Raw genomic sequence first — 17,245 nt, 5'->3', positions numbered from 1 at the left:
CTACTTCTTCGCGTACTTGATCGACGACGCGACGAGCTCGGTGCGCTCCCCGCTGGCGGCGCGGATGGCGGCGCGGCGGGCGTTGATCGGCTCGTCCTGGATCTTGGCGTGCAGCTTGAGGATCGCGTCCAGCAGCATCTCCGGCCGCGGCGGGCAGCCGGGCAGGTACATGTCGACCGGCACGATGTGGTCGACGCCCTGGACCACGGCGTAGTTGTTGAACATGCCGCCGGAGGAGGCGCAGACGCCCATCGCGAGCACCCAGCGCGGCTCGGCCATCTGGTCGTAGATCTGGCGCAGGACCGGGGCCATCTTCTGCGTGACGCGCCCGGCGACGATCATCAGGTCGGCCTGCCGCGGCGTCGCGCTGAAGCGCTCCATGCCGAAGCGGGCGATGTCGTAGCGGGAACCGCCGACCGTCATCATCTCGATCGCGCAGCAGGCGAGGCCGAAGGTCGCGGGCCACAGCGAGTTCTTGCGCGCCCAGTTGACGAGGCCTTCGAGGCTGGCCAGCAGGATGCCGTTGGGGAGTTTTTCTTCCAGGCCCATGGGTCTAGTTCCAATCCAGGCCGCCGCGCCGCCACACGTAGGCGTACGCGAAGCCGACCGTCGCGATGAACAGCAGGATCTCCACCAGGCCGAACGTGCCCAGCGCGTCCGCCTGCACGGCGAACGGGTAGAGGAAGACCATCTCGATGTCGAACAGGATGAACATCATCGCGGTGATGTAGTACGCGACCGGCATCCGCCCGGCGCCGACGAGCGGCTGCGGGGACGGCTCGATGCCGCATTCGTAGGCGGACAGCTTGGCCTTGTTGTACCGGCTGGGGCCGACCAGCGGCCCGAGCAGGACCGACAGCACGGCGAAACCGAGCGCCAGCACGAACAACAGGACCAAGGGCAGGTAGGGCTTCAGGCTCGGGGCCTCTTGCGCCAGCTGCACCGTGTCGGTCCGGGTCAGCAACGTCAGCACGGGGTCTTCGCCATCCTTTCCGCGCCGCTGCGGTTGTGCTTGTGGTGGGGAACCGCTGGGCCTCGTCGGCACCCTAAGGGACCTGGGTCACACCGCCGAGGGTCAGGGTCTCCTTACGGCCCGTGGCTGGACCGGGGGCTGCTTGTGAAATAGTTCACAAGCCACTCGTCGCGGATGTGAAGCGATTCACAAAGCATGGAGGGAGTCTAGGACGCGACTCACACTCTTGTCCCTAGTACCCCGTGTTATAAGGGTCGCCTAAGTTCCGGCGCCATCGTTGTCACGGCTCGGCAACGCCGCGCGCGCGACCTGCGCGAAAGGCGTCCAAGATCGCGATCCGGCCGGACAAAACGGGCGCTGACCTGTGATCTATCCCACTGACCGCACGGCCAACTTGCTAGGCCACTCGTGTGTCCGCGCGCGCGCAGGAAGCGGCACTTTCACGTGAAAGTGCCGCTTTGGGAGTGGGGTCAGCGCGGGCTCGGGGTCGCCTTCGCGAGGGCCGCGATGAGGCGGTCGACGCCGTCGCCGCCCTTGGCGTCGTAGCAGCCCGACAGGCCCTTGTAGACCAGCGGCAGGAGCTTGTTGATGCGCAGGCCGTACTTCGTGCAGGCGTGCATGATCTTCGGCTTGCCGATGATCTTCGCGAAGACGTTGCCGAGCTGGTAGTAGCCGCCCATCAGCTCGCCCACGGCCCGCGGGTACGCCTCCAGCGCCCGCTCCCGCGAAGGGCCTTCGCGCCGCGCCAGGGCCTGCACGACGACCTCCGCGGCGATCTGCGCGGACTCCATCGCGGCCGAGATGCCTTCGCCGTTGAACGGGCTGACCATGCCGCCCGCGTCGCCGAGCAGCAGGAGGCCGTCGCGGTAGTGCGGGGTGCGGTTGAAGCCCATCGGGAGGCCGGCGCCGCCGACCTTGCCGATCGCGTTCTCCTCGCGGTAGCCCCACTCCTCCGGCGTCCCGTCGAGCCACTGGCGCAGCAGCGCGCGGTAGTCGGTGTTCCGGAACGAGGCCGACGTCGAGAGCATGCCGAGGCCGACGTTGACCGTGCCGTCGCCGAGCGGGAACGCCCAGCCGTAGCCCGGCAGCAGCTTCGGGTCCCGCGGGTCGGAGCGGTCCCACAGCTCGAGGTGGCCCTCGATGAACGGGTCGTCGTGGCGCGGGCTCTTATAGTACTGGCGCACGGCCACGCCCATCGGGCGCTTCTCGTTCTTCTGGATGCCGACGCTCAGCGCGAGCCGCGCGGACACGCCGTCGCAGGCCAGGACGAGCGGCGCGCGGTAGTGCACCGGCGTCTTCTCCGGGCCGACCTTCGCCTCGACGCCGACCACACGCCCGGTCGCGTCGGTGATCGCGCTGGTGACGGTCGTGCGCTCGTACAGCCGCGCACCGGCCTTCACCGCGAGCTTCGCGAGGAGGTCGTCGAAGTCGTGGCGGGTGCGGGAAACGCCGTAGGGCGGGTAGCTGGTCAGGTCCGGCCAGTCGAGCTCCAGCGTCAGGTCGCCGGTGAGGATCCGCAGGCCGCGGCTGTGCACCCAGCCCGCGTCCTCGCTCGTGTCGATGCCCAGGTCGATCAGCTGCTTGACGCCGCGAGGGGTCAGGCCGTCGCCGCAGACCTTCTCCCGGGGGAACTCGGTCTTCTCCAGCAGGAGGACGTCGACGCCCGCCCGCGCCAAGTACGTGGCCACGGTGGAACCAGCGGGTCCGGCGCCGACGACGATGACTTCGGCGTCCTGGTCTGCGGTACGACGGCTCATGGCCGCGAGTTTATGCGGGCTTCCGGGCGCGGTGGATCGCCACGACGCCGAATGTGAGGTTCAACCACTCGACGTCGGTCCAGCCCGCGCTCGCGATGATCTCGCCGAGCGTGCGCTGGTCGGGCCAGGTCAGCATCGATTCGGCCAGGTAGGAGTAGGCCTCGGGGTTCGACGACGTCCGCTTGCCGACCCAGGTCAGCAGCTTCAGCATGAACCGCCGGTGGACGAACCGGATCGGGGCGAACGGCGGCGTCGAGACCTCGCAGATCACCAGCCGGCCGCCCGGCTTGACCACCCGGGCGATCTCGGTGAGCGCCGCCTTCGGGTCGACGAAGTTGCGCAGCGCGAGCGAGATCGTCACGGCGTCGAAGCTCTCGTCGGCGAACGGCAGGTTGAGCGCGTCAGCCGCAACCATCGGCACGTTCCGGTGCTTGCCGGCGCGGAGCATGCCGAACGAGAAGTCCGCGGCCAGGCACCAGGCGCCGCCACGGGCGTACTCGACGGTGGACACGCCGGTGCCCGCGGCGAGGTCCAGGACCTTCTCGCCGCGGCGGGCGTCGAGCACGCGGGCGGTGGTGGTGCGCCAGCGCCGGTCGAAGCCGAAGGTCATGAACGAGTTCGCCCGGTCGTACCCGGACGCGACGCCGTCGAACATCGCGGCGACTTCGTGCGGGTCCTTGTCCAGGCTTGCGCGTGACATGACCTGAGATTAGTCCGCTGCTTCAGCGGAAGGTCGCCAGCATCCCGGCCACCGCCGCGGGCCAGCTGAACTCCTCCGCCCGCGCCCGGGCCGCAGCGCGCCGCGCCTCCTCCGGGCTGTCCAGGAGACTCGTGACGGCCGAGGCGAACGCGGGCGCGTGGTCGTCGACCGCCGCACCACAGCCGGGACGCACGATCTCCCGCAGCGCCGACGACGCCGACACCACGACCGGCGTCCCCGACGCCAGTGCCTCCAGGGCCGCGAGCCCGAACGTCTCGTGCGGGCCCGGCGCCAGGGAGACGTCCGCGCTGGCCAGCAACCTCGCGACGTCGCCGCGGCCGGACAGGAACCCCAGGAACGTCACCGGCAGCCCGCGCGCCCGGCGTTCCAGGGCCCGTCGGCGCGGCCCGTCACCCGCCACCACCAGCCGCACGTTCGCCCCCGCCTCCGTCAGCGAAGCGACGGTGTCCACGCTGCGCTCCACGTGCTTCTCCGGCGAGAGCCGTCCACAGTGGACGAGCAGGGCGTCCGCGCCGGAGGCCAGGTCCGTGCGCCAGCCGTCGTCGCGCATGGCGGGCCGGAAGGTCGCCAAGTCGACACCGAGCGGCACGCGGCGGACGTTCGGCGCGGCGATCCGGTCGAACTCCGCGCGGGCGAACGCCGTCGTGCAGACGACCGTGTCGTAGCTGGCCGCCATCCGCCGGTTGGCGACGTCGGCGACGCGGCGCGCGACCGGCTCGGGCAGGAGGAACTGCTCCAGCAGGCGGTCGAGGCGCTCGTGGGAGATGACCGTGCTGGGTACGCCGTGCCGCCGCGCCCAGCCACCCATCCCCCGCAGCGTCAGCCGGTCCGACACCTCCAGCCGGTCGGGCTCGAGCCTTCGCAGGACCGCGCGGACGCGGTGCGGGTCGACCGCCCGGTAGCCGCCGGTGCCCGGGATCTTCGGCGCCGGCAGGGAAAACCGGCGCACCCCGGTCGGCAGGACCTCGTCGGCGTACCGGGTGCCGGGCACCACGAGCGTCACCTCGTGCCCGCTGGCGACGTACCCGGCGCCGAGGTGGTGCAGCGCGGTGCGCAGCCCGCCCGAGCGCGGCCCGTAGAAGTTCGCCAGCTGGACGATGTGCATGGTCAGGCCGCGCGGGCGGCCCGGCCCTGCACGGCTTCGTAGTGCCCCATCAGCTCGTGGCAGACGGCGGGCCAGGTCCGGCCGAGCACGACCTTGCGCGCCTTGTCGCCGAGTCTCGCCCGCAACGCGGCGTCGCGCAGGGCGTCGACCTTCTCGACCAGCGCCGGGCCGAAGTCTTCGCGGTCCGCGGGCAGCAGGTAGCCGGTGCGGCCGGGCAGGACGAGGTCCTTCGGGCCACCGGCGGCCGGCGCGAGCACCGGCAGGCCGGACGCCATCGCCTCCTGCACCGCCTGGCAGAACGTCTCGTGCGGGCCGGTGTGGACGAAGACGTCGAAGCTCGCGTACGCCTTCGAGAGGTCATCGCCGTACTTCGCACCCAGGAAGGCCGCGCCGGGCAGCTGCCCCCTGAGGTTCTCGAGTTCGGGCCCGTCGCCGACGACGACCACGCGGATCCCCGGCATCCCGGCCAGCGCGGCCAGCCGGTCGACCTCCTTCTCGGGCGCCAGCCGGCCGACGAACCCGACGAGCAGCTCGCCGTTCGGGGCCAGCTCGGCCCGCAGCGCCGCGTCGGCGTGGTCCGGCGAGAAGCGCTCGATGTCGACGCCCCGCGCCCAGCGGTGCACCCGCGGGACGCCGTGCAGCTCCAGCTGCTCGACGGAGTCGCTCGACGGGGCGAGTGTCCGGTCGGCCCGCGAGTGCAGCCGCCGCACCCAGCGCCACGCGGCGCGCGCGGCGATGCCGAAGCCGTACGCGGCCGCGAACCCGGCGATGTCGGTCTGGTAGACGGCGATCGACGGGACGCGCAGCCGTCTCGCCGCCGCCAGCCCGCGCGCGCCGACCACGAACGGCGAGGCCAGGTGGACGACGTCCGGGCCGAACGCGGTGAGCGCGTTGAGCACCGTGCGCGTCGGCACGCCGATCGGCAGGGAGTTCACGCCGGGGAAGTCCAGCGCGGGGATCCGGACCACCGGGGCGCCGCGGTAGGAGTCCGGGCCCGGGCCGGGGGCGATGATCAGCACGTCGTGGGCGCGTTCGCGCAGGTGCTCGACGACCCGCAGGACGGAGTTGGTCACGCCGTTCACCTGGGGCAGGAAACTTTCGGTGACTATGGCGACTCGCACGTCCTGGACGATCGCACCCGATCCTGGCGACCGCGTGACACGGCGGCCAACGCTGCCGGAACAGATCGGCTACGACATGTCATCTCAAGGTCGTGTGCCGGAAACCAGGGTGGCCCAGACTAAGCAGGCATGACCCTCTTGTCCTCACGGCCGCCGCGGCCCGTCGAGCCCGGCCTGCTGTCGAGGGCGCTCGAAGTGGCCGGGCGGCTGGCCAACGACGCCACCGACGTGATCACCGCGACCGCCGGCCGCGGCGCCCACCCTTCGACCCTGGATTCGCCGTTCGACTGGGTCACCGACACCGACCGCATCCTGGAGCGCCACACGCGCCGCGTCCTGACGGCGGAGTTCCCGGGCATCCCGGTGGTGGGCCACGAGTTCGGCGCCGACCACGGCGCGGACGTCGCCGAGTACCGCTGGGTGGTCGACTCGGTGGACGGCACGGCGAACTACGTGGCCGGAGTCCCGTGGTGCGCGTACAGCCTGGCCTTGGTGGACGCGGCGGGCCCGGTGGTGGGAGTGGTGGCGGACCCGTACCGGGCCCAGATCTACGCGGCGGCCCGCGGCCGCGGAGCCCGCGCGAACGGCAAACCGGTCAAGCTCCAGGACCGCTGCGTGACGGCGGGGGCGCTGGTCTGCACGGAATTCGCGCGGCGAGGGCCGTGGCCGGGAATGGGCGGCTTCATCGAGCGAGCGGCGGCGGCGCACGCGGGAGTGCGGGTGCTGGGCTCGGCGGCGTTGTCGATCGCCCAGGTGGCGTTGGGCCACGCGGCGGCGGCAGTGCTGCACAGCTACCACGAGTGGGACGTGGCGGGCTCGGTGGCAATGGCGATCGAGGCGGGCGCGGTGGTGCTGGACAAGCACGGCGAGGACACGGCACTGCCAACGGACGGCTTGCTGGTGGCGGCACCGGGGGTGGCGGACGAGGTCCTCGGCTGGTGGCAGGAGACAGCGGGCTAAAACGGATTGCGCGCGCGGCGAGGATCGGAGCATGCCCACGCTGCACACAAAGCGCCTCACCCTGGTGCCCTTGGCCGACGAGCACCTGGAGCTGGAGTACGAGCTGGACTCCGACCCCGAGGTGATGCGCTACCTCACCGGCCGCGCGGCAACCTGGACCGAAGTCGAGCAGGCGCACCACCGCCGCAAGGAAACCGCCCCGGGATTCGGCTTCTGGATGGGCTTCACGGGCGACGACTTCATCGGCTGGTGGATCCTGCGCCCACCCCACGGCCCGGACCAGCCGAAGACCGAGGGCGAGGCCGAGCTGGGCTACCGCCTGCTGCGCCGCCACTGGCGGCAGGGATACGCCACCGAAGGTGCACGCGAACTGATCCGCTACGGATTCGAGGAGCTGGGCCTGAACCGCATCTTCGCCCAGACAATGGCGGTCAACACGCCTTCACGCGCAACGATGGCCTCGGCCGGAATGACGTTCGCACGGACATTCGTCTCGGCCGAGGAGTACGAAGTAGTGCTTCCCGGAACGGAGCACGGCGAGGTCGAGTACGAGATAACCCGGGAACACTGGCTGGAGACGCGGGCCTGAGTCACCCAAAGCACCAAAGGCCACCCACCAAAGCCGCACCAGCAACCCGAACCAACCACCCGCCCTACACCTCCCCCGCCCCTCGTCCCAGCCGCAGTCAGCACCGGAGAGCCGGGGTCAAGGGTGAGCTTGCTCATCGCGAAGCGACGCCGAAGGCGCCCTTGAGGCCGGCTCTCCGGTGTTGAACAATCAAAGACGAGGAGCGGGGAACCACAAAATGGCCTTCAGACGGCCACAGCAGCAGCCCGCCGACCCTGCCGCCGAATCCACCAAAGCGCAGGCCCGGCCACCAGCCAGGTGAAGAACACAAAGCTCCCCAGCGGCAGCAACGTCAAGGTCGCCGACCGCCCGGCCACCCGAGCGAGCTCCGGATCCGAAGCGTCGTACTCGATCCGCACCAGCTGCCCAGCGGCCAGCCCATCCGGGTACAGCACCCCGTTCGCCGGGCTGTGCACGATCCCATCAGGGGTCTCGAAGTGGATGATCGTCCGGTCGAACGCGACCGAATCCACCGTGGCCGTCGCCGTCCCGAGCTGCGAAGAGATCGCGCTGTCGTTGCGGATCGCCGCGAAGACCAGGCAAATGCACATCACGGTGAGGAGTGAGGCGACGCCGAGGATGACCCACCACCCGACGCGCCTCACCCGCTCACCTCTCGTGCTCACGCCGCGAGCGTAGCGGTCCCGCTCAGCCCACGTGCCCGGCGGCGAGGAACCGGTGGTTCGCCTGGATCTGATCGAACGACTTCGGCTTGACCGAAGCCGGAACCGAAGCCGCAGCCGAACCCGCAGCCGAAGCGCGCAGAGCCGGAGCGGCAGCCCCGTTCGGGCCCACCGCCGGCTTGCCCGCCGTGTACAGCCACGTCTGGAACAGGTCGTGCAGCGGCTTGCCCGAGATCTTCTCCGCCAGCGCGATGAAGTCGAGGATCCGCCCGGTCGACCCGCCCCGCTGCGCCTGCCACGTCTGCAGGATGGCGAAGAACGCCTGGTCACCGACCGCCGTCCGCAGGGCCTGGAGCGCCAGCGCGCCCCGGTCGTACACCGCGTTGTCGAACTGGTTGTCCGCGCCCGGGTCGGCCGGGACCAGCTTCCACAGGTCGCCGTCGGCCGGGTTCGAGTCGTACGTGTACTGCGCCAGCTCCGCGACTGTGCCCTCGCCCTCGTGCTCGGACCACAGCCACTCCGCGTACGACGCGAAGCCCTCGTTCAGCCAGATGTCGCTCCAGCGGCCGAGCGAGACGTTGTCGCCGAACCACTGGTGGGCGTTCTCGTGCGCGATCAGCGTCGTGTTGGAGCCCGCGCGGAAGTTGCGGACGCCATACGTCGGCCGGGTCTGGTTCTCCAGGGAGAAGCCGATGCCGCTGGTCACGACGCCGCCCTCGGCCTCGAACGGGTACGGGCCGAACTGGGTCGCCAGGAACTCGTCGATCTCCGGCGTCCGCTCGACGCTGGCCTTCGCCGCGTACAGCGAGTCGCCCAGGTCGGCGCCGTAGGCGGTGATGAACGGCTTGCCGTCCGGCGTGGTCGACTCGACGACCTCGTACTTGCCGACGATGAACGACGTCAGGTACGTGGCCTGCGGTTTCGTGCTCCGCCACTGCCAGCGGGTCCAGCCCGCGCGGCTCTTCGTCTTGCGGACGAGGGTGCCGTTGGAGATGGCGGCGTTGTCGTCCGGCGCCTCGATCGAGACGTCGTAGGTCGCCTTGTCGGTCGGGTGGTCGTTCGCCGGGAACCACCACGCCGAGCTCTGCGGCTCGTCGATGCCGAGCGCGCCGAAGGCGCCCTTCTTCCACGCGTTCAGGCCGTCCACCGTCTCGGTCGACGGCGTGTCCGAGTAGGCGACGACGACGGTCGCGGTCTGGCCCTTGAGCAGCGGCTGCGCCGGCGTGATGACGAGCTCGCCGTTGCCGGTCTGGTTCGTGAACTGGGCGGGACGGTTGTTCACCCGCACGCTCGACGCCTTGAGCGCGAAGTCCAGGTCGAACCGCGAGAGGTCCTGCGTCGCGGTGAGCAGCAGCGTCGTCGTGCCCGCCAGGACGTCGGTCGCGGGCTGGTAGCTGAGCCGGATGTCGTAGTGCAGCACGTCGGTGCCGCCGTTGCCGGCGTTCGGGTAGTACGGGTCGCCGGCACCGGGGGCGCCGGGCGACGGCGCCGCGCTCGCGGTGCCCGCGAGCAGCACCGAGACGACGCCGGCCGCGAGCGCACCGAGACCGGTGCGCGTTCTTGCACGCATTCGAATTCCTCCTGCAGGAGTGAGAAGCAGCGCGCTCGAACGTAGCCAGGTGACAACCACCCAGGAACAGCCGAAGGGAGGTTTCTTGCCTGCTGGGAAACCACCCGGAAAGCGGTTGACGTCAGCTCGCCGACACCGCGGCCGACACCGCCGCGCGCAGGCGGGCGTGCAGGTCGCGGTGCTGCGACCGGTCCACCCGCACCTCGACCACCCGCAGGCCCGGCGCGGGCGCCAGCGCCGCCCGGAACTCCGTCAGCGTCTCCGCGACGACGTGCGGGACGCGGTAGCCCGCGCACAGCGCGCCCAGGTCGGCGCCGTGCGGGGTGCCGAAGACGCGCTCGAAGCTCGCCGAGTGCTCCGGCGCCCCCTGCTCCAGCAGGGAGAAGATGCCGCCGCCGTCGTCGTTGAGCACCACGATCGTCAGGTCGGGCCGCTGCTCGGCGGGCCCGGTCAGCAGCCCCGACGCGTCGTGCAGGAACGTCAGGTCGCCCAGCAGCGCGTACGACGGACCCCGGTGCACGTAGGCGGCGCCGATGGCCGTCGACACCGTGCCGTCGATACCCGCGACGCCGCGGTTGCGGTGCACGAGGACGTCGGGGCGCAGCCGGCCGGCCAGCGCGACGTCCCGCGTCGGGTTGGACGAGCCGACGACCAGCAGCGAGTCCGGCGGCAGCGCGTCCACCAGCTCGGTCGCCACCCGCAGGCCGCTGGGCCACGGCTCCGAAGCCAGCATCGACGCCACCGCGCCCGCGGCCGCGGCGTCGGCGCGGCGCCAGCCGGCCAGCCACTCCGGGTCGGCGGGCTTGGTCGGCTCGTCGAACCACTGCCCGACCTGCCGGACGTTGTGCGCGGGCGCCGGCCAGTCCGAATCCGGGCGGACCAGCAGCACCTCGACGTCGGCGTCCGAGAGCACCTTCTGGATCTGCCGGAACACCGTCGGCCGGCCGAGGCAGAGCACCTGCTCCGGCTTGTGCTTGCTGATGAACTCCTCCACGGCCAGCAGCCACACCCCGGACGAGATCGCCGTGCCGCCGGACAGCCCGATCCCGCCGGTTTCGGAGATCACCGGCCAGCCGTGCTGCTCGGCCCACTCGCTGGCCGCCTGGACGCCGGTGTCGCACGCGATGACCAGGCCGTGGCGCGCCGAGGGCACCACGAACGACGGCAGCGCGCCGAAGTCCGGCAGCTCGGTCCAGCGAGACCCGTCGGGGCGGCCGTCGAGGGACTCGTACCACTCGCCGTCGTCGTCCAGGTCGGGCACGAGCGGCTCGCGGAACGGGATGTTCAGGTGCACCGGCCCGCAGCGCCACTCGCCGTAGGCGGCGTTCCAGGCCCGGCAGATCTGGCTGCGCCAGTACGAGTTCTGCCCGGCCCGCCGCTCGGCGACGGCCAGCTCGTCGAAGTAGCGGACGGCGTCACCGTAGAGCTGGTGCTGGTCGATGACCTGCGACGCCCCGGCCGCGCGCAGCTCGGGCGGCCGGTCGGCGGTCATGACGATCAGCGGGACGCCGGCCCGGTCGGCTTCCAGGACCGCCGGGTGGAAGTTCGCGGCCGCGGTGCCGGACGTGCAGAGCACCGCCACCGGGCGGCCGGTGCGGGCGGCGATGCCGAGGGCGAGGAACGCGGCCCCGCGCTCGTCGATGCGGACGTGCAGCTGGAGCTTCCCGGCCGCCGCCGCGTCGTAGAGCGCGATCGACAGCGGCGCGTTGCGGGAGCCCGGGCAGAGGACGACGTGCGAAACGGTGTTGCGGACGAGTTCGTCGACGATGACCCTGGCCTGCGCGGTGGAAGGGTTCACCGGCAGGCTCCAGGTGCGTCGAGATCAGATGTGTCCACAGGTCCTATTCTCCCAAACGTGGATGACGCCCGAGTTTCCGAGCTGTTCGACCCCGCCGCGTGGACCGAGGTCGAAGGTTTCGCCTTCACCGACATCACCTACCACCGCTCCGCTGAGAGCCGTGGCGGCAAACGCGTCGTGCGGATCGCGTTCGACCGCCCGGAGGTCCGCAACGCCTTCCGGCCGCACACCGTCGACGAGCTCTACCGGGCGCTGGACCACGCCCGGATGAGCGCCGACGTCGGCTGTGTCCTGCTCACCGGGAACGGCCCGTCGCCCAAGGACGGCGGGTGGGCGTTCTGTTCCGGTGGTGACCAGCGTATTCGCGGACGCTCCGGGTATCAGTACGCGAGCGGGGAGACCTCCGACACGGTGGACCCCGCGCGGGCCGGCCGGCTGCACATCCTCGAGGTCCAGCGGCTGATCCGGTTCATGCCGAAACCGGTGATCGCGGTGGTGCCGGGCTGGGCCGCGGGCGGCGGGCACTCCCTGCACGTCGTGTGCGATCTCACCCTCGCCTCGGCCGAGCACGCGAAGTTCAAGCAGACCGACGCCGACGTCGGCTCGTTCGACGGCGGCTACGGCTCGGCGTACCTGGCGAAGATGGTCGGCCAGAAGTTCGCCCGCGAGATCTTCTTCCTCGGCCGCGAGTACTCCGCCGAGCAGATGCACCACATGGGCGCGGTCAACGCGGTCGTCCCGCACGCCGACCTGGAAAAAGAGGCGCTGAACTGGGCGTGGGAGATCACCCGCAAGTCGCCGACGGCGCAGCGGATGCTCAAGTACGCGTTCAACCTCACCGACGACGGCCTGGTCGGCCAGCAGCTGTTCGCCGGCGAGACCACCCGGCTGGCGTACATGCAGGACGAGGCCGTCGAAGGCCGTGACGCGTTCCTCGAGAAGCGCGACCCCGACTTCAAGGACGTCCCCTATTACTACTGAGCTGCTCCCGGTCCACCTCGACGGCTCGCCCGCCGCCCTCGACGCCCTGACCAGGGCGGTCGCGGACGCGCTGGACGGCGGCCCGGCGGTGCTGCCGTTCACCGACCCCGCGCTGCGTGACGCCATGGCGCCGGACGAGCCCGCCGAGCCGGGCACCGCCGTGGTCATCGCCACGTCGGGCTCGACCGGCGCGCCCAAGGGCGTCCTGCTGTCCGCCCGCGCGCTGACCGCGTCCGCCGAGGCCACCCACGCGCGGCTCGGCGGGCCGGGGCACTGGCTGCTGGCCACCCCGGCGCACTACATCGGCGGCCTGCAGGTGCTGGTCCGGTCGCTGCTGGCCGGGACGACCCCGGCGCTGCTGACCGGCAGCGGCTTCCGGCCGGACGACTTCGCCGCCGCGGCGGCCCGGCTGCACGGCGGCCCGCGGTACACGGCGCTGGTGCCGACCCAGCTGGTCCGCCTGCTCGACGACGGCGGCGCGGGCCTGGCCGCGGCGAAGACGTTCGACGCCATCGTGGTCGGCGCGGCGGCGACGTCCGCGGGCCTGCGGGAGCGCGCCGCCGACGCCGGCGTCCGGATCGTGCCCGCGTACGGCATGAGCGAGACGGCGAGCGGCTGCGTCTACGACGGCGTTCCCCTCGACGGCGTCCGCGTCGACGTCTCGGGTGACCGGATCCGCATCGCCGGGGACGTCCTCGCGCACGGCTACCGGCGGCAGCCGGAGCTGACCGCGGAGGCGTTCTCGGGCGGCTGGTTCACGACGTCGGACCGGGGGGTCCGCCACGACGACGGCCGGATCGAGGTGCTCGGCCGGGCCGACGACATGATCAACACCGGCGGCGTGAAGGTGTCGGCGAACGCGATCGAGCGGTGCCTGTGCGCGCAGCCGGGAGTGCGGGACGCCTGCGTCGTCGGCCTGCCGGATCCGGAGTGGGGCGAGGCGGTGGTCGCGCTGGTCGTCCCGGAAGGCGAACACGGGGACCTGCGGGCGGCGGTCCGCGCCGAGCTGGGCGCGGCGGCCACTCCCAAGCGCATCGAATTCGCACCGGAACTGCCCCTCCGGGGCCCCGGGAAGATCGACCGGGTGGCCGTCAAGACCCGCCTTCAGTAGCGGTTGCGCGGCTGAATGGCGGTACTTCGTTGACACGCACAGGGTGCGCCCGCTTGGCTACTCACCATGACGCGCTGGATCAGAACTGCCTTCGTCGCCACGGCCGTCACGCTGGGCATCCTGCTGCCCGCGAGCGCGGCCCTCGCCGACAGTGTGGACCCCAACAGCGGCTCCCTCGTCTGGCAGCTACCGACCTCGGACTGAGTTCCCGGGTTCCCGCGGGGCAATGATCGCCATGGCGTTGAATGGCGCCATGGCGAGCTTGAGCGAGTGGATCGAAGGGGCCCGGCCCCGGACGCTGCCGAACGCGGTGGCGCCGGTGGTGGCGGGCGTCGGCGCGGCGATCGCGCTGGACGCGTTCTCGTGGTGGCGTTCGGTGCTGGCGCTGCTGGTCTCCCTCTCGCTGATCGTCGGGGTCAACTACGCCAACGACTACTCCGACGGCATCCGCGGCACGGACGAAAACCGCGTCGGCCCGCTGCGGCTGGTCGGTTCGAAGGTCGCCGCGCCGAAGGCGGTGCTGACCGCGGCGCTGGTCGCGCTGGGCCTGGCCGGGGTGCTCGGCCTGGTGCTGGTGGCCGTCAGCGGGCACTGGTGGCTGCTGGCGATGGGTGCGCTGTGCATCCTCGGCGCCTGGTTCTACACCGGCGGCAAGAAGCCCTACGGCTACTACGGCTTCGGCGAGATCGCCGTGTTCGTGTTCTTCGGCCTGGCCGGCGTCCTCGGCACGGTGTACGTCCAGGCGGACCGGGTGAGCTGGCCGGCGCTGGCGTGCGCGATCGCGGTCGGCTGCTTCTCGACGGCGGTCCTGACGGCCAACAACCTGCGTGACATCCCCACGGACGTCGAGGCGGGCAAGCGGACCCTGGCCACCCGCCTGGGCGACCAGGGCACCCGGCGGCTCTACCTGGCGCTGATCGCGGTGCCGTACGTGCTCACCGTGGTCCTGCAGTTCACCACGGACTCGCTGATCTCGGTCACCCTGATCAGCGCCGCGTTGCTGGTCCATTCCGTCAACGCGATCCTCCGCGACGCGACCGGCCGCGACCTCGTCCCCGCGCTGCGCGACACCGGCCTGGCCATGCTGGCCTGGGCGCTCCTCGCGGCCTACGCACTGAACGTCTAGCTCTCCGGGACGAACTTCCCGGTCGCCAGGAACTCCTCGAACAACGCCGTGTGCGGCGCCAGGTCCAAGCCCTGCTGCGTCAGCCACTCGTCGTTGTAGTAGGTGTGCGCGTACCGCTCGCCGCCGTCGCACAGCAGCGTCACGACGCTCCCGGCCTGGCCGTCCTCGACCATCCGGGAGATCAGCCGGAACGCGCCGTAGAGGTTGGTGCCGGTCGAGCCGCCCGCCCAGTGCCCGGTCCGCTCGCGCAGCAGCCGGATCGCCGCCAGGGAGCCGGCGTCGGGGATCCGGAACATCTCGTCGATGACGCCGGGGACGAACGACGGCTCGCAGCGCGGCCGCCCGATGCCCTCGATCCGCGACGGCATGCCGGTGCCGTAGTCCAGGGCCCCGGTCTCCCAGGCGCCGTAGAACGACGAGTTCTCCGGGTCGACCACGCAGATCTTCGTGGTGTGGCGCTTGTAGCGGACGTACCGGCCGAAGGTCGCGCTCGTGCCGCCGGTGCCCGCGCCGACGACGATCCACTTCGGGATCGGGTGGCGCTCCGAGCGCATCTGCGCGAACACCGACTCGGCGATGTTGTTGTTGCCGCGCCAGTCCGTCGCGCGCTCGGCGTAGGTGAACTGGTCGAGGTAGTGCCCGCCGGACTCGGCCGCGAGCCGCTCCGCCTCGGGGTACATCGCCGGCGCCTCGTCGACGTAGTGGCACTCACCGCCGTAGAACTCGATGAGCGCGATCTTCTCCTTCGACGTGCGCCGCGGCACGACGGTGATGAAGCGCAGGCCGAGCATCCGGGCGAAGTAGGCCTCGGACACCGCGGTCGACCCGCTGGATGCCTCGACGAGCACGGTGTCCGGCCCGATCTGGCCGTTTACGAGCCCGTAGAGGAACAGTGACCGCGCCAGCCGGTGCTTGAGCGAGCCGGTCGGGTGAACCGACTCGTCCTTGAGGTAGAGGTCGATGCCCCACTCCGGGGGCAGCGGGAAGACGTGCAGGTGCGTGTCGGCGCTGCGGTTGGCGTCGGCCTCGATGATCCGGACGGCCTCGCGGACCCAGCTGCGGTTGTGCGGGCGGCTCACTCCGGCTGCCCGTCCCCCCGCAGCTGCGCGCGCAGCTCGGCACGGGCGCGGGCCCGCTTCTCGTTGCGCTTCGCCAGCCCGGCGGTCACGCGGGCGTTGAGCGGGCGGAACAGCAGCAGGCCGAGCGGCAGCCCGACGACCAGGCCGATGACCAGGGCGACCAGCAGCGGCACCCCGGCCAGGGACAGCGCCCAGGCGATCACCGCGACCAGCACGAACCGCGCCAGCAGGTACAGCGTCAGGTCACGGGGCAGGTTGTTGCTCACATCGACGCAGGCTACGCCCCGCCCGAGCGGTCCTTCTGCAGGCCCGCGTTGTTCGGGCGGCCCTCGAAGCGCGTCGAAAGCACCACGGTGGTGTTCGTCCGCCCGACGCCGGGGATGCGGCGGAGCCTGCCGAGCGTGCGCTCCAGCTCGTCGACCGTGGGCACGCGCACCTTGACGACGAACGCCTCGTCCCCGGCCACCGCGTAGCAGCTCTCGACCTCGTCGAGCTCGGCGAGCGCGTCGGCGACGTCGTCCTCCGTGGCGGTGTCGGTCGGGTGGATGCTGACGAGGGCGGTGACGCCGAGACCGACCGAGTTGGGGTCGACGACCGCGTGGTAGCCGGTGATCACCCCGGCGGCTTCGAGCTTGCCCACGCGTTCGTGCACCGATGACGCGGAGAGCCCGACGGCTCGTCCGAGATCGGCGTAAGTGGCCCGTCCGTTGATGCGCAACGCTGCGATGATCTTCCGGTCCAACTGATCCACAGGGATCACTCTATGCGGTTGGACAATCCCCCATTGGCACCACGCCCGCCTGCCGCCGACCGGCCGGGACGGCGTCTACGCACGTCAGGTCACCGCACGGTAGTTGCCAAGGGTAAGCAATCTGTCCGTTTTGACCTTTAAGGGCTCTTTACTCGTGGACAACCGTTCGAGTACCCGACGGGTGAAGTGCAACGATTGCCTTGTTGGCTACCCCGGCGCGACGGGCAGAAGGGCCCGGACGCCTCCGGTATAGCAGTGAGTTCGTTAAGGAGGCGGAAAATGACCGCGACGATGGGCGGACGCCTGCTCACCCCAGGCGAGGTGGCAGCGCTGTTCCGGGTGGACCCGAAGACGGTGACGCGGTGGGCGACCGCGGGCCGGATCGGCTCGATCCGCACCCCGGGCGGGCACCGGCGGTTCCGGGAGTCCGAGGTGAACGAGCTCCTGGCCGAGCTGACCACCGACGCGAGCGAACCGGCGCGCAACGCCTGAACCATCCGCACACGGGGGCCGTGTCGGGGTACGGGACCACCCCGTCCCCGCGCGGCCTTCGGGTATTCCCGGCCCGCTTCAGACCCACCACACGGCCGCGCGGGTTAACCTCGGTGGACAGGCAGCCATACGGAAGGATCCGGCATGCTCGCTCTGCTCGCGGCGGTCGGCGCGCTGGTCGTCGCCCTGCTCCTGTGGCGGTCGTTCGCCGGCCAGCGGATCGGGGTGACGTCGGCTCCGCGCCGGGCCCCGCTCGCCCCGGACGACGACCCCGATTTCCTGCGCCAGCTGGCCGAACAGCAACGCAAACGCCGGGACGAAGACCTCTAGCCCGCCCCGTTACCTTCACCACGGCTGTCGTGTGGTGGTTTGGGGGGGGTTAAAGGCCCAAACCCCCACCCCCCCCGCGGGCGGGGGCCCGCGGGGGCGGGGGGGGGGGGCCCGCCGCG

General features: G+C 71.4%; 20 protein-coding genes. 8 read left to right on the top strand and 12 right to left on the bottom strand.

Annotated features, from left to right (window positions below; translation table 11 throughout):
* The 6 genes from AB0M93_RS41850 to AB0M93_RS41825 form a co-directional block, all read right to left on the bottom strand.
* The gene (locus AB0M93_RS41850; RefSeq protein ID WP_003081859.1) at window positions 1–549 is read right to left on the bottom strand and encodes an NADH-quinone oxidoreductase subunit B; all 549 of its coding nucleotides are present in this window, start codon (window positions 547–549) and stop codon (window positions 1–3) included.
* A gap of 4 nt (window positions 550–553) precedes the next feature.
* The gene (locus tag AB0M93_RS41845) at window positions 554–973 is read right to left on the bottom strand and encodes an NADH-quinone oxidoreductase subunit A (RefSeq protein WP_364285170.1); all 420 of its coding nucleotides are present in this window, start codon (window positions 971–973) and stop codon (window positions 554–556) included.
* Window positions 974–1,443: 470 nt separating this feature from the next.
* Window positions 1,444–2,730: a geranylgeranyl reductase family protein gene (locus AB0M93_RS41840; protein ID WP_364285168.1), complete on the bottom strand. Its 1,287-nt coding sequence runs from the start codon at window positions 2,728–2,730 to the stop codon at window positions 1,444–1,446.
* A gap of 10 nt (window positions 2,731–2,740) precedes the next feature.
* Window positions 2,741–3,430 (bottom strand): demethylmenaquinone methyltransferase, encoded by a 690-nt coding sequence (locus AB0M93_RS41835; RefSeq protein ID WP_364285166.1) that lies wholly within the window; start codon window positions 3,428–3,430, stop codon window positions 2,741–2,743.
* 22 nt (window positions 3,431–3,452) lie between these two features.
* Window positions 3,453–4,556, bottom strand: a complete 1,104-nt coding sequence (locus tag AB0M93_RS41830) for a glycosyltransferase (protein WP_364285164.1) — start codon at window positions 4,554–4,556, stop codon at window positions 3,453–3,455.
* Between the two features lie 2 nt (window positions 4,557–4,558).
* The gene (locus AB0M93_RS41825) at window positions 4,559–5,629 is read right to left on the bottom strand and encodes a glycosyltransferase family 1 protein (protein WP_364285162.1); all 1,071 of its coding nucleotides are present in this window, start codon (window positions 5,627–5,629) and stop codon (window positions 4,559–4,561) included.
* Between the two features lie 177 nt (window positions 5,630–5,806).
* Between AB0M93_RS41825 and AB0M93_RS41820 the strand changes: the two genes are divergently transcribed.
* Both AB0M93_RS41820 and AB0M93_RS41815 read left to right on the top strand, forming a co-directional pair.
* On the top strand, window positions 5,807–6,637 hold the full coding sequence (locus AB0M93_RS41820; protein ID WP_364285160.1) for an inositol monophosphatase: 831 nt from the start codon (window positions 5,807–5,809) through the stop codon (window positions 6,635–6,637).
* Window positions 6,638–6,668: 31 nt separating this feature from the next.
* A complete protein-coding gene (locus tag AB0M93_RS41815) occupies window positions 6,669–7,226 on the top strand; it encodes a GNAT family N-acetyltransferase (RefSeq protein WP_364285158.1) in 558 nt (185 codons plus the stop codon).
* Between the two features lie 224 nt (window positions 7,227–7,450).
* Here AB0M93_RS41815 and AB0M93_RS41810 read toward each other — a convergent pair whose 3' ends face one another.
* The 3 genes from AB0M93_RS41810 to menD form a co-directional block, all read right to left on the bottom strand.
* Window positions 7,451–7,891, bottom strand: a complete 441-nt coding sequence (locus tag AB0M93_RS41810; RefSeq protein ID WP_364285156.1) for a DUF3592 domain-containing protein — start codon at window positions 7,889–7,891, stop codon at window positions 7,451–7,453.
* 22 nt (window positions 7,892–7,913) lie between these two features.
* Window positions 7,914–9,458, bottom strand: coding sequence for a M1 family metallopeptidase (locus tag AB0M93_RS41805; protein WP_364285155.1), 1,545 nt, complete (start codon window positions 9,456–9,458; stop codon window positions 7,914–7,916).
* A gap of 121 nt (window positions 9,459–9,579) precedes the next feature.
* Window positions 9,580–11,256: a 2-succinyl-5-enolpyruvyl-6-hydroxy-3-cyclohexene-1-carboxylic-acid synthase gene (gene menD / locus AB0M93_RS41800; protein ID WP_364285153.1), complete on the bottom strand. Its 1,677-nt coding sequence runs from the start codon at window positions 11,254–11,256 to the stop codon at window positions 9,580–9,582.
* A gap of 57 nt (window positions 11,257–11,313) precedes the next feature.
* Between menD and AB0M93_RS41795 the strand changes: the two genes are divergently transcribed.
* The 4 genes from AB0M93_RS41795 (at window position 11,314) to AB0M93_RS41780 (ending at window position 14,474) form a co-directional block, all read left to right on the top strand.
* Complete coding sequence (locus tag AB0M93_RS41795) at window positions 11,314–12,237, top strand: 1,4-dihydroxy-2-naphthoyl-CoA synthase (protein ID WP_364285151.1); 924 nt, start codon at window positions 11,314–11,316, stop codon at window positions 12,235–12,237.
* 1 nt (window position 12,238) lies between these two features.
* Window positions 12,239–13,348 (top strand): o-succinylbenzoate--CoA ligase, encoded by a 1,110-nt coding sequence (gene menE / locus AB0M93_RS41790; RefSeq protein ID WP_364285340.1) that lies wholly within the window; start codon window positions 12,239–12,241, stop codon window positions 13,346–13,348.
* A gap of 66 nt (window positions 13,349–13,414) precedes the next feature.
* Window positions 13,415–13,552 carry a hypothetical protein gene (locus AB0M93_RS41785; protein WP_354821323.1) on the top strand — a complete coding sequence of 46 codons (138 nt, stop codon included), beginning with the start codon at window positions 13,415–13,417 and terminating at the stop codon, window positions 13,550–13,552.
* A 49-nt stretch (window positions 13,553–13,601) separates the two neighbouring features.
* The gene (locus AB0M93_RS41780) at window positions 13,602–14,474 is read left to right on the top strand and encodes a 1,4-dihydroxy-2-naphthoate polyprenyltransferase (protein WP_364285149.1); all 873 of its coding nucleotides are present in this window, start codon (window positions 13,602–13,604) and stop codon (window positions 14,472–14,474) included.
* Here the strand turns inward: AB0M93_RS41780 and AB0M93_RS41775 are convergent.
* The 3 genes from AB0M93_RS41775 to AB0M93_RS41765 are packed head-to-tail and all read right to left on the bottom strand — an operon-like array spanning window position 14,471 to window position 16,304.
* Complete coding sequence (locus tag AB0M93_RS41775; RefSeq protein WP_364285147.1) at window positions 14,471–15,553, bottom strand: PLP-dependent cysteine synthase family protein; 1,083 nt, start codon at window positions 15,551–15,553, stop codon at window positions 14,471–14,473. The two genes, AB0M93_RS41780 and AB0M93_RS41775, sit on opposite strands and share 4 nt — an antisense overlap.
* Complete coding sequence (locus AB0M93_RS41770) at window positions 15,550–15,819, bottom strand: DUF4229 domain-containing protein (protein WP_364285145.1); 270 nt, start codon at window positions 15,817–15,819, stop codon at window positions 15,550–15,552. Before AB0M93_RS41770 ends, AB0M93_RS41775 begins: the two co-directional genes overlap by 4 nt.
* Window positions 15,820–15,830: 11 nt before the next feature.
* Window positions 15,831–16,304, bottom strand: a complete 474-nt coding sequence (locus AB0M93_RS41765) for an Lrp/AsnC family transcriptional regulator (RefSeq protein WP_360263461.1) — start codon at window positions 16,302–16,304, stop codon at window positions 15,831–15,833.
* 279 nt (window positions 16,305–16,583) lie between these two features.
* Between AB0M93_RS41765 and AB0M93_RS41760 the strand changes: the two genes are divergently transcribed.
* Together AB0M93_RS41760 and AB0M93_RS41755 are read left to right on the top strand one after the other, a co-directional pair.
* Complete coding sequence (locus tag AB0M93_RS41760) at window positions 16,584–16,796, top strand: BldC family transcriptional regulator (RefSeq protein ID WP_003081896.1); 213 nt, start codon at window positions 16,584–16,586, stop codon at window positions 16,794–16,796.
* A 144-nt stretch (window positions 16,797–16,940) separates the two neighbouring features.
* Window positions 16,941–17,126: a hypothetical protein gene (locus AB0M93_RS41755; RefSeq protein WP_091303901.1), complete on the top strand. Its 186-nt coding sequence runs from the start codon at window positions 16,941–16,943 to the stop codon at window positions 17,124–17,126.
* The last annotated feature ends 119 nt before the right edge of the window (window positions 17,127–17,245 follow it).

The sequence above is a fragment of the Amycolatopsis sp. NPDC051102 genome (genome assembly GCF_040682815.1).
GTDB lineage: Bacteria > Actinomycetota > Actinomycetes > Mycobacteriales > Pseudonocardiaceae > Amycolatopsis.
This window is presented reverse-complemented; position numbering and strand designations above follow the sequence as displayed.

What these genes read in the sequence shown, in the direction of transcription:
- AB0M93_RS41830 (WP_364285164.1), bottom strand. Translation starts at nt 4,556, where the DNA reads ATGCACATCGTCCAGCTGGCGAACTTCTACGGGCCGCGCTCGGGCGGG.
- AB0M93_RS41760 (WP_003081896.1), top strand. Translation starts at nt 16,584, where the DNA reads ATGACCGCGACGATGGGCGGACGCCTGCTCACCCCAGGCGAGGTGGCA.
- AB0M93_RS41835 (WP_364285166.1), bottom strand. Translation starts at nt 3,430, where the DNA reads ATGTCACGCGCAAGCCTGGACAAGGACCCGCACGAAGTCGCCGCGATG.
- AB0M93_RS41805 (WP_364285155.1), bottom strand. Translation starts at nt 9,458, where the DNA reads ATGCGTGCAAGAACGCGCACCGGTCTCGGTGCGCTCGCGGCCGGCGTC.
- AB0M93_RS41850 (WP_003081859.1), bottom strand. Translation starts at nt 549, where the DNA reads ATGGGCCTGGAAGAAAAACTCCCCAACGGCATCCTGCTGGCCAGCCTC.
- AB0M93_RS41840 (WP_364285168.1), bottom strand. Translation starts at nt 2,730, where the DNA reads ATGAGCCGTCGTACCGCAGACCAGGACGCCGAAGTCATCGTCGTCGGC.
- AB0M93_RS41780 (WP_364285149.1), top strand. Translation starts at nt 13,602, where the DNA reads ATGGCGAGCTTGAGCGAGTGGATCGAAGGGGCCCGGCCCCGGACGCTG.
- AB0M93_RS41755 (WP_091303901.1), top strand. Translation starts at nt 16,941, where the DNA reads ATGCTCGCTCTGCTCGCGGCGGTCGGCGCGCTGGTCGTCGCCCTGCTC.
- AB0M93_RS41820 (WP_364285160.1), top strand. Translation starts at nt 5,807, where the DNA reads ATGACCCTCTTGTCCTCACGGCCGCCGCGGCCCGTCGAGCCCGGCCTG.
- AB0M93_RS41785 (WP_354821323.1), top strand. Translation starts at nt 13,415, where the DNA reads ATGACGCGCTGGATCAGAACTGCCTTCGTCGCCACGGCCGTCACGCTG.
- AB0M93_RS41815 (WP_364285158.1), top strand. Translation starts at nt 6,669, where the DNA reads ATGCCCACGCTGCACACAAAGCGCCTCACCCTGGTGCCCTTGGCCGAC.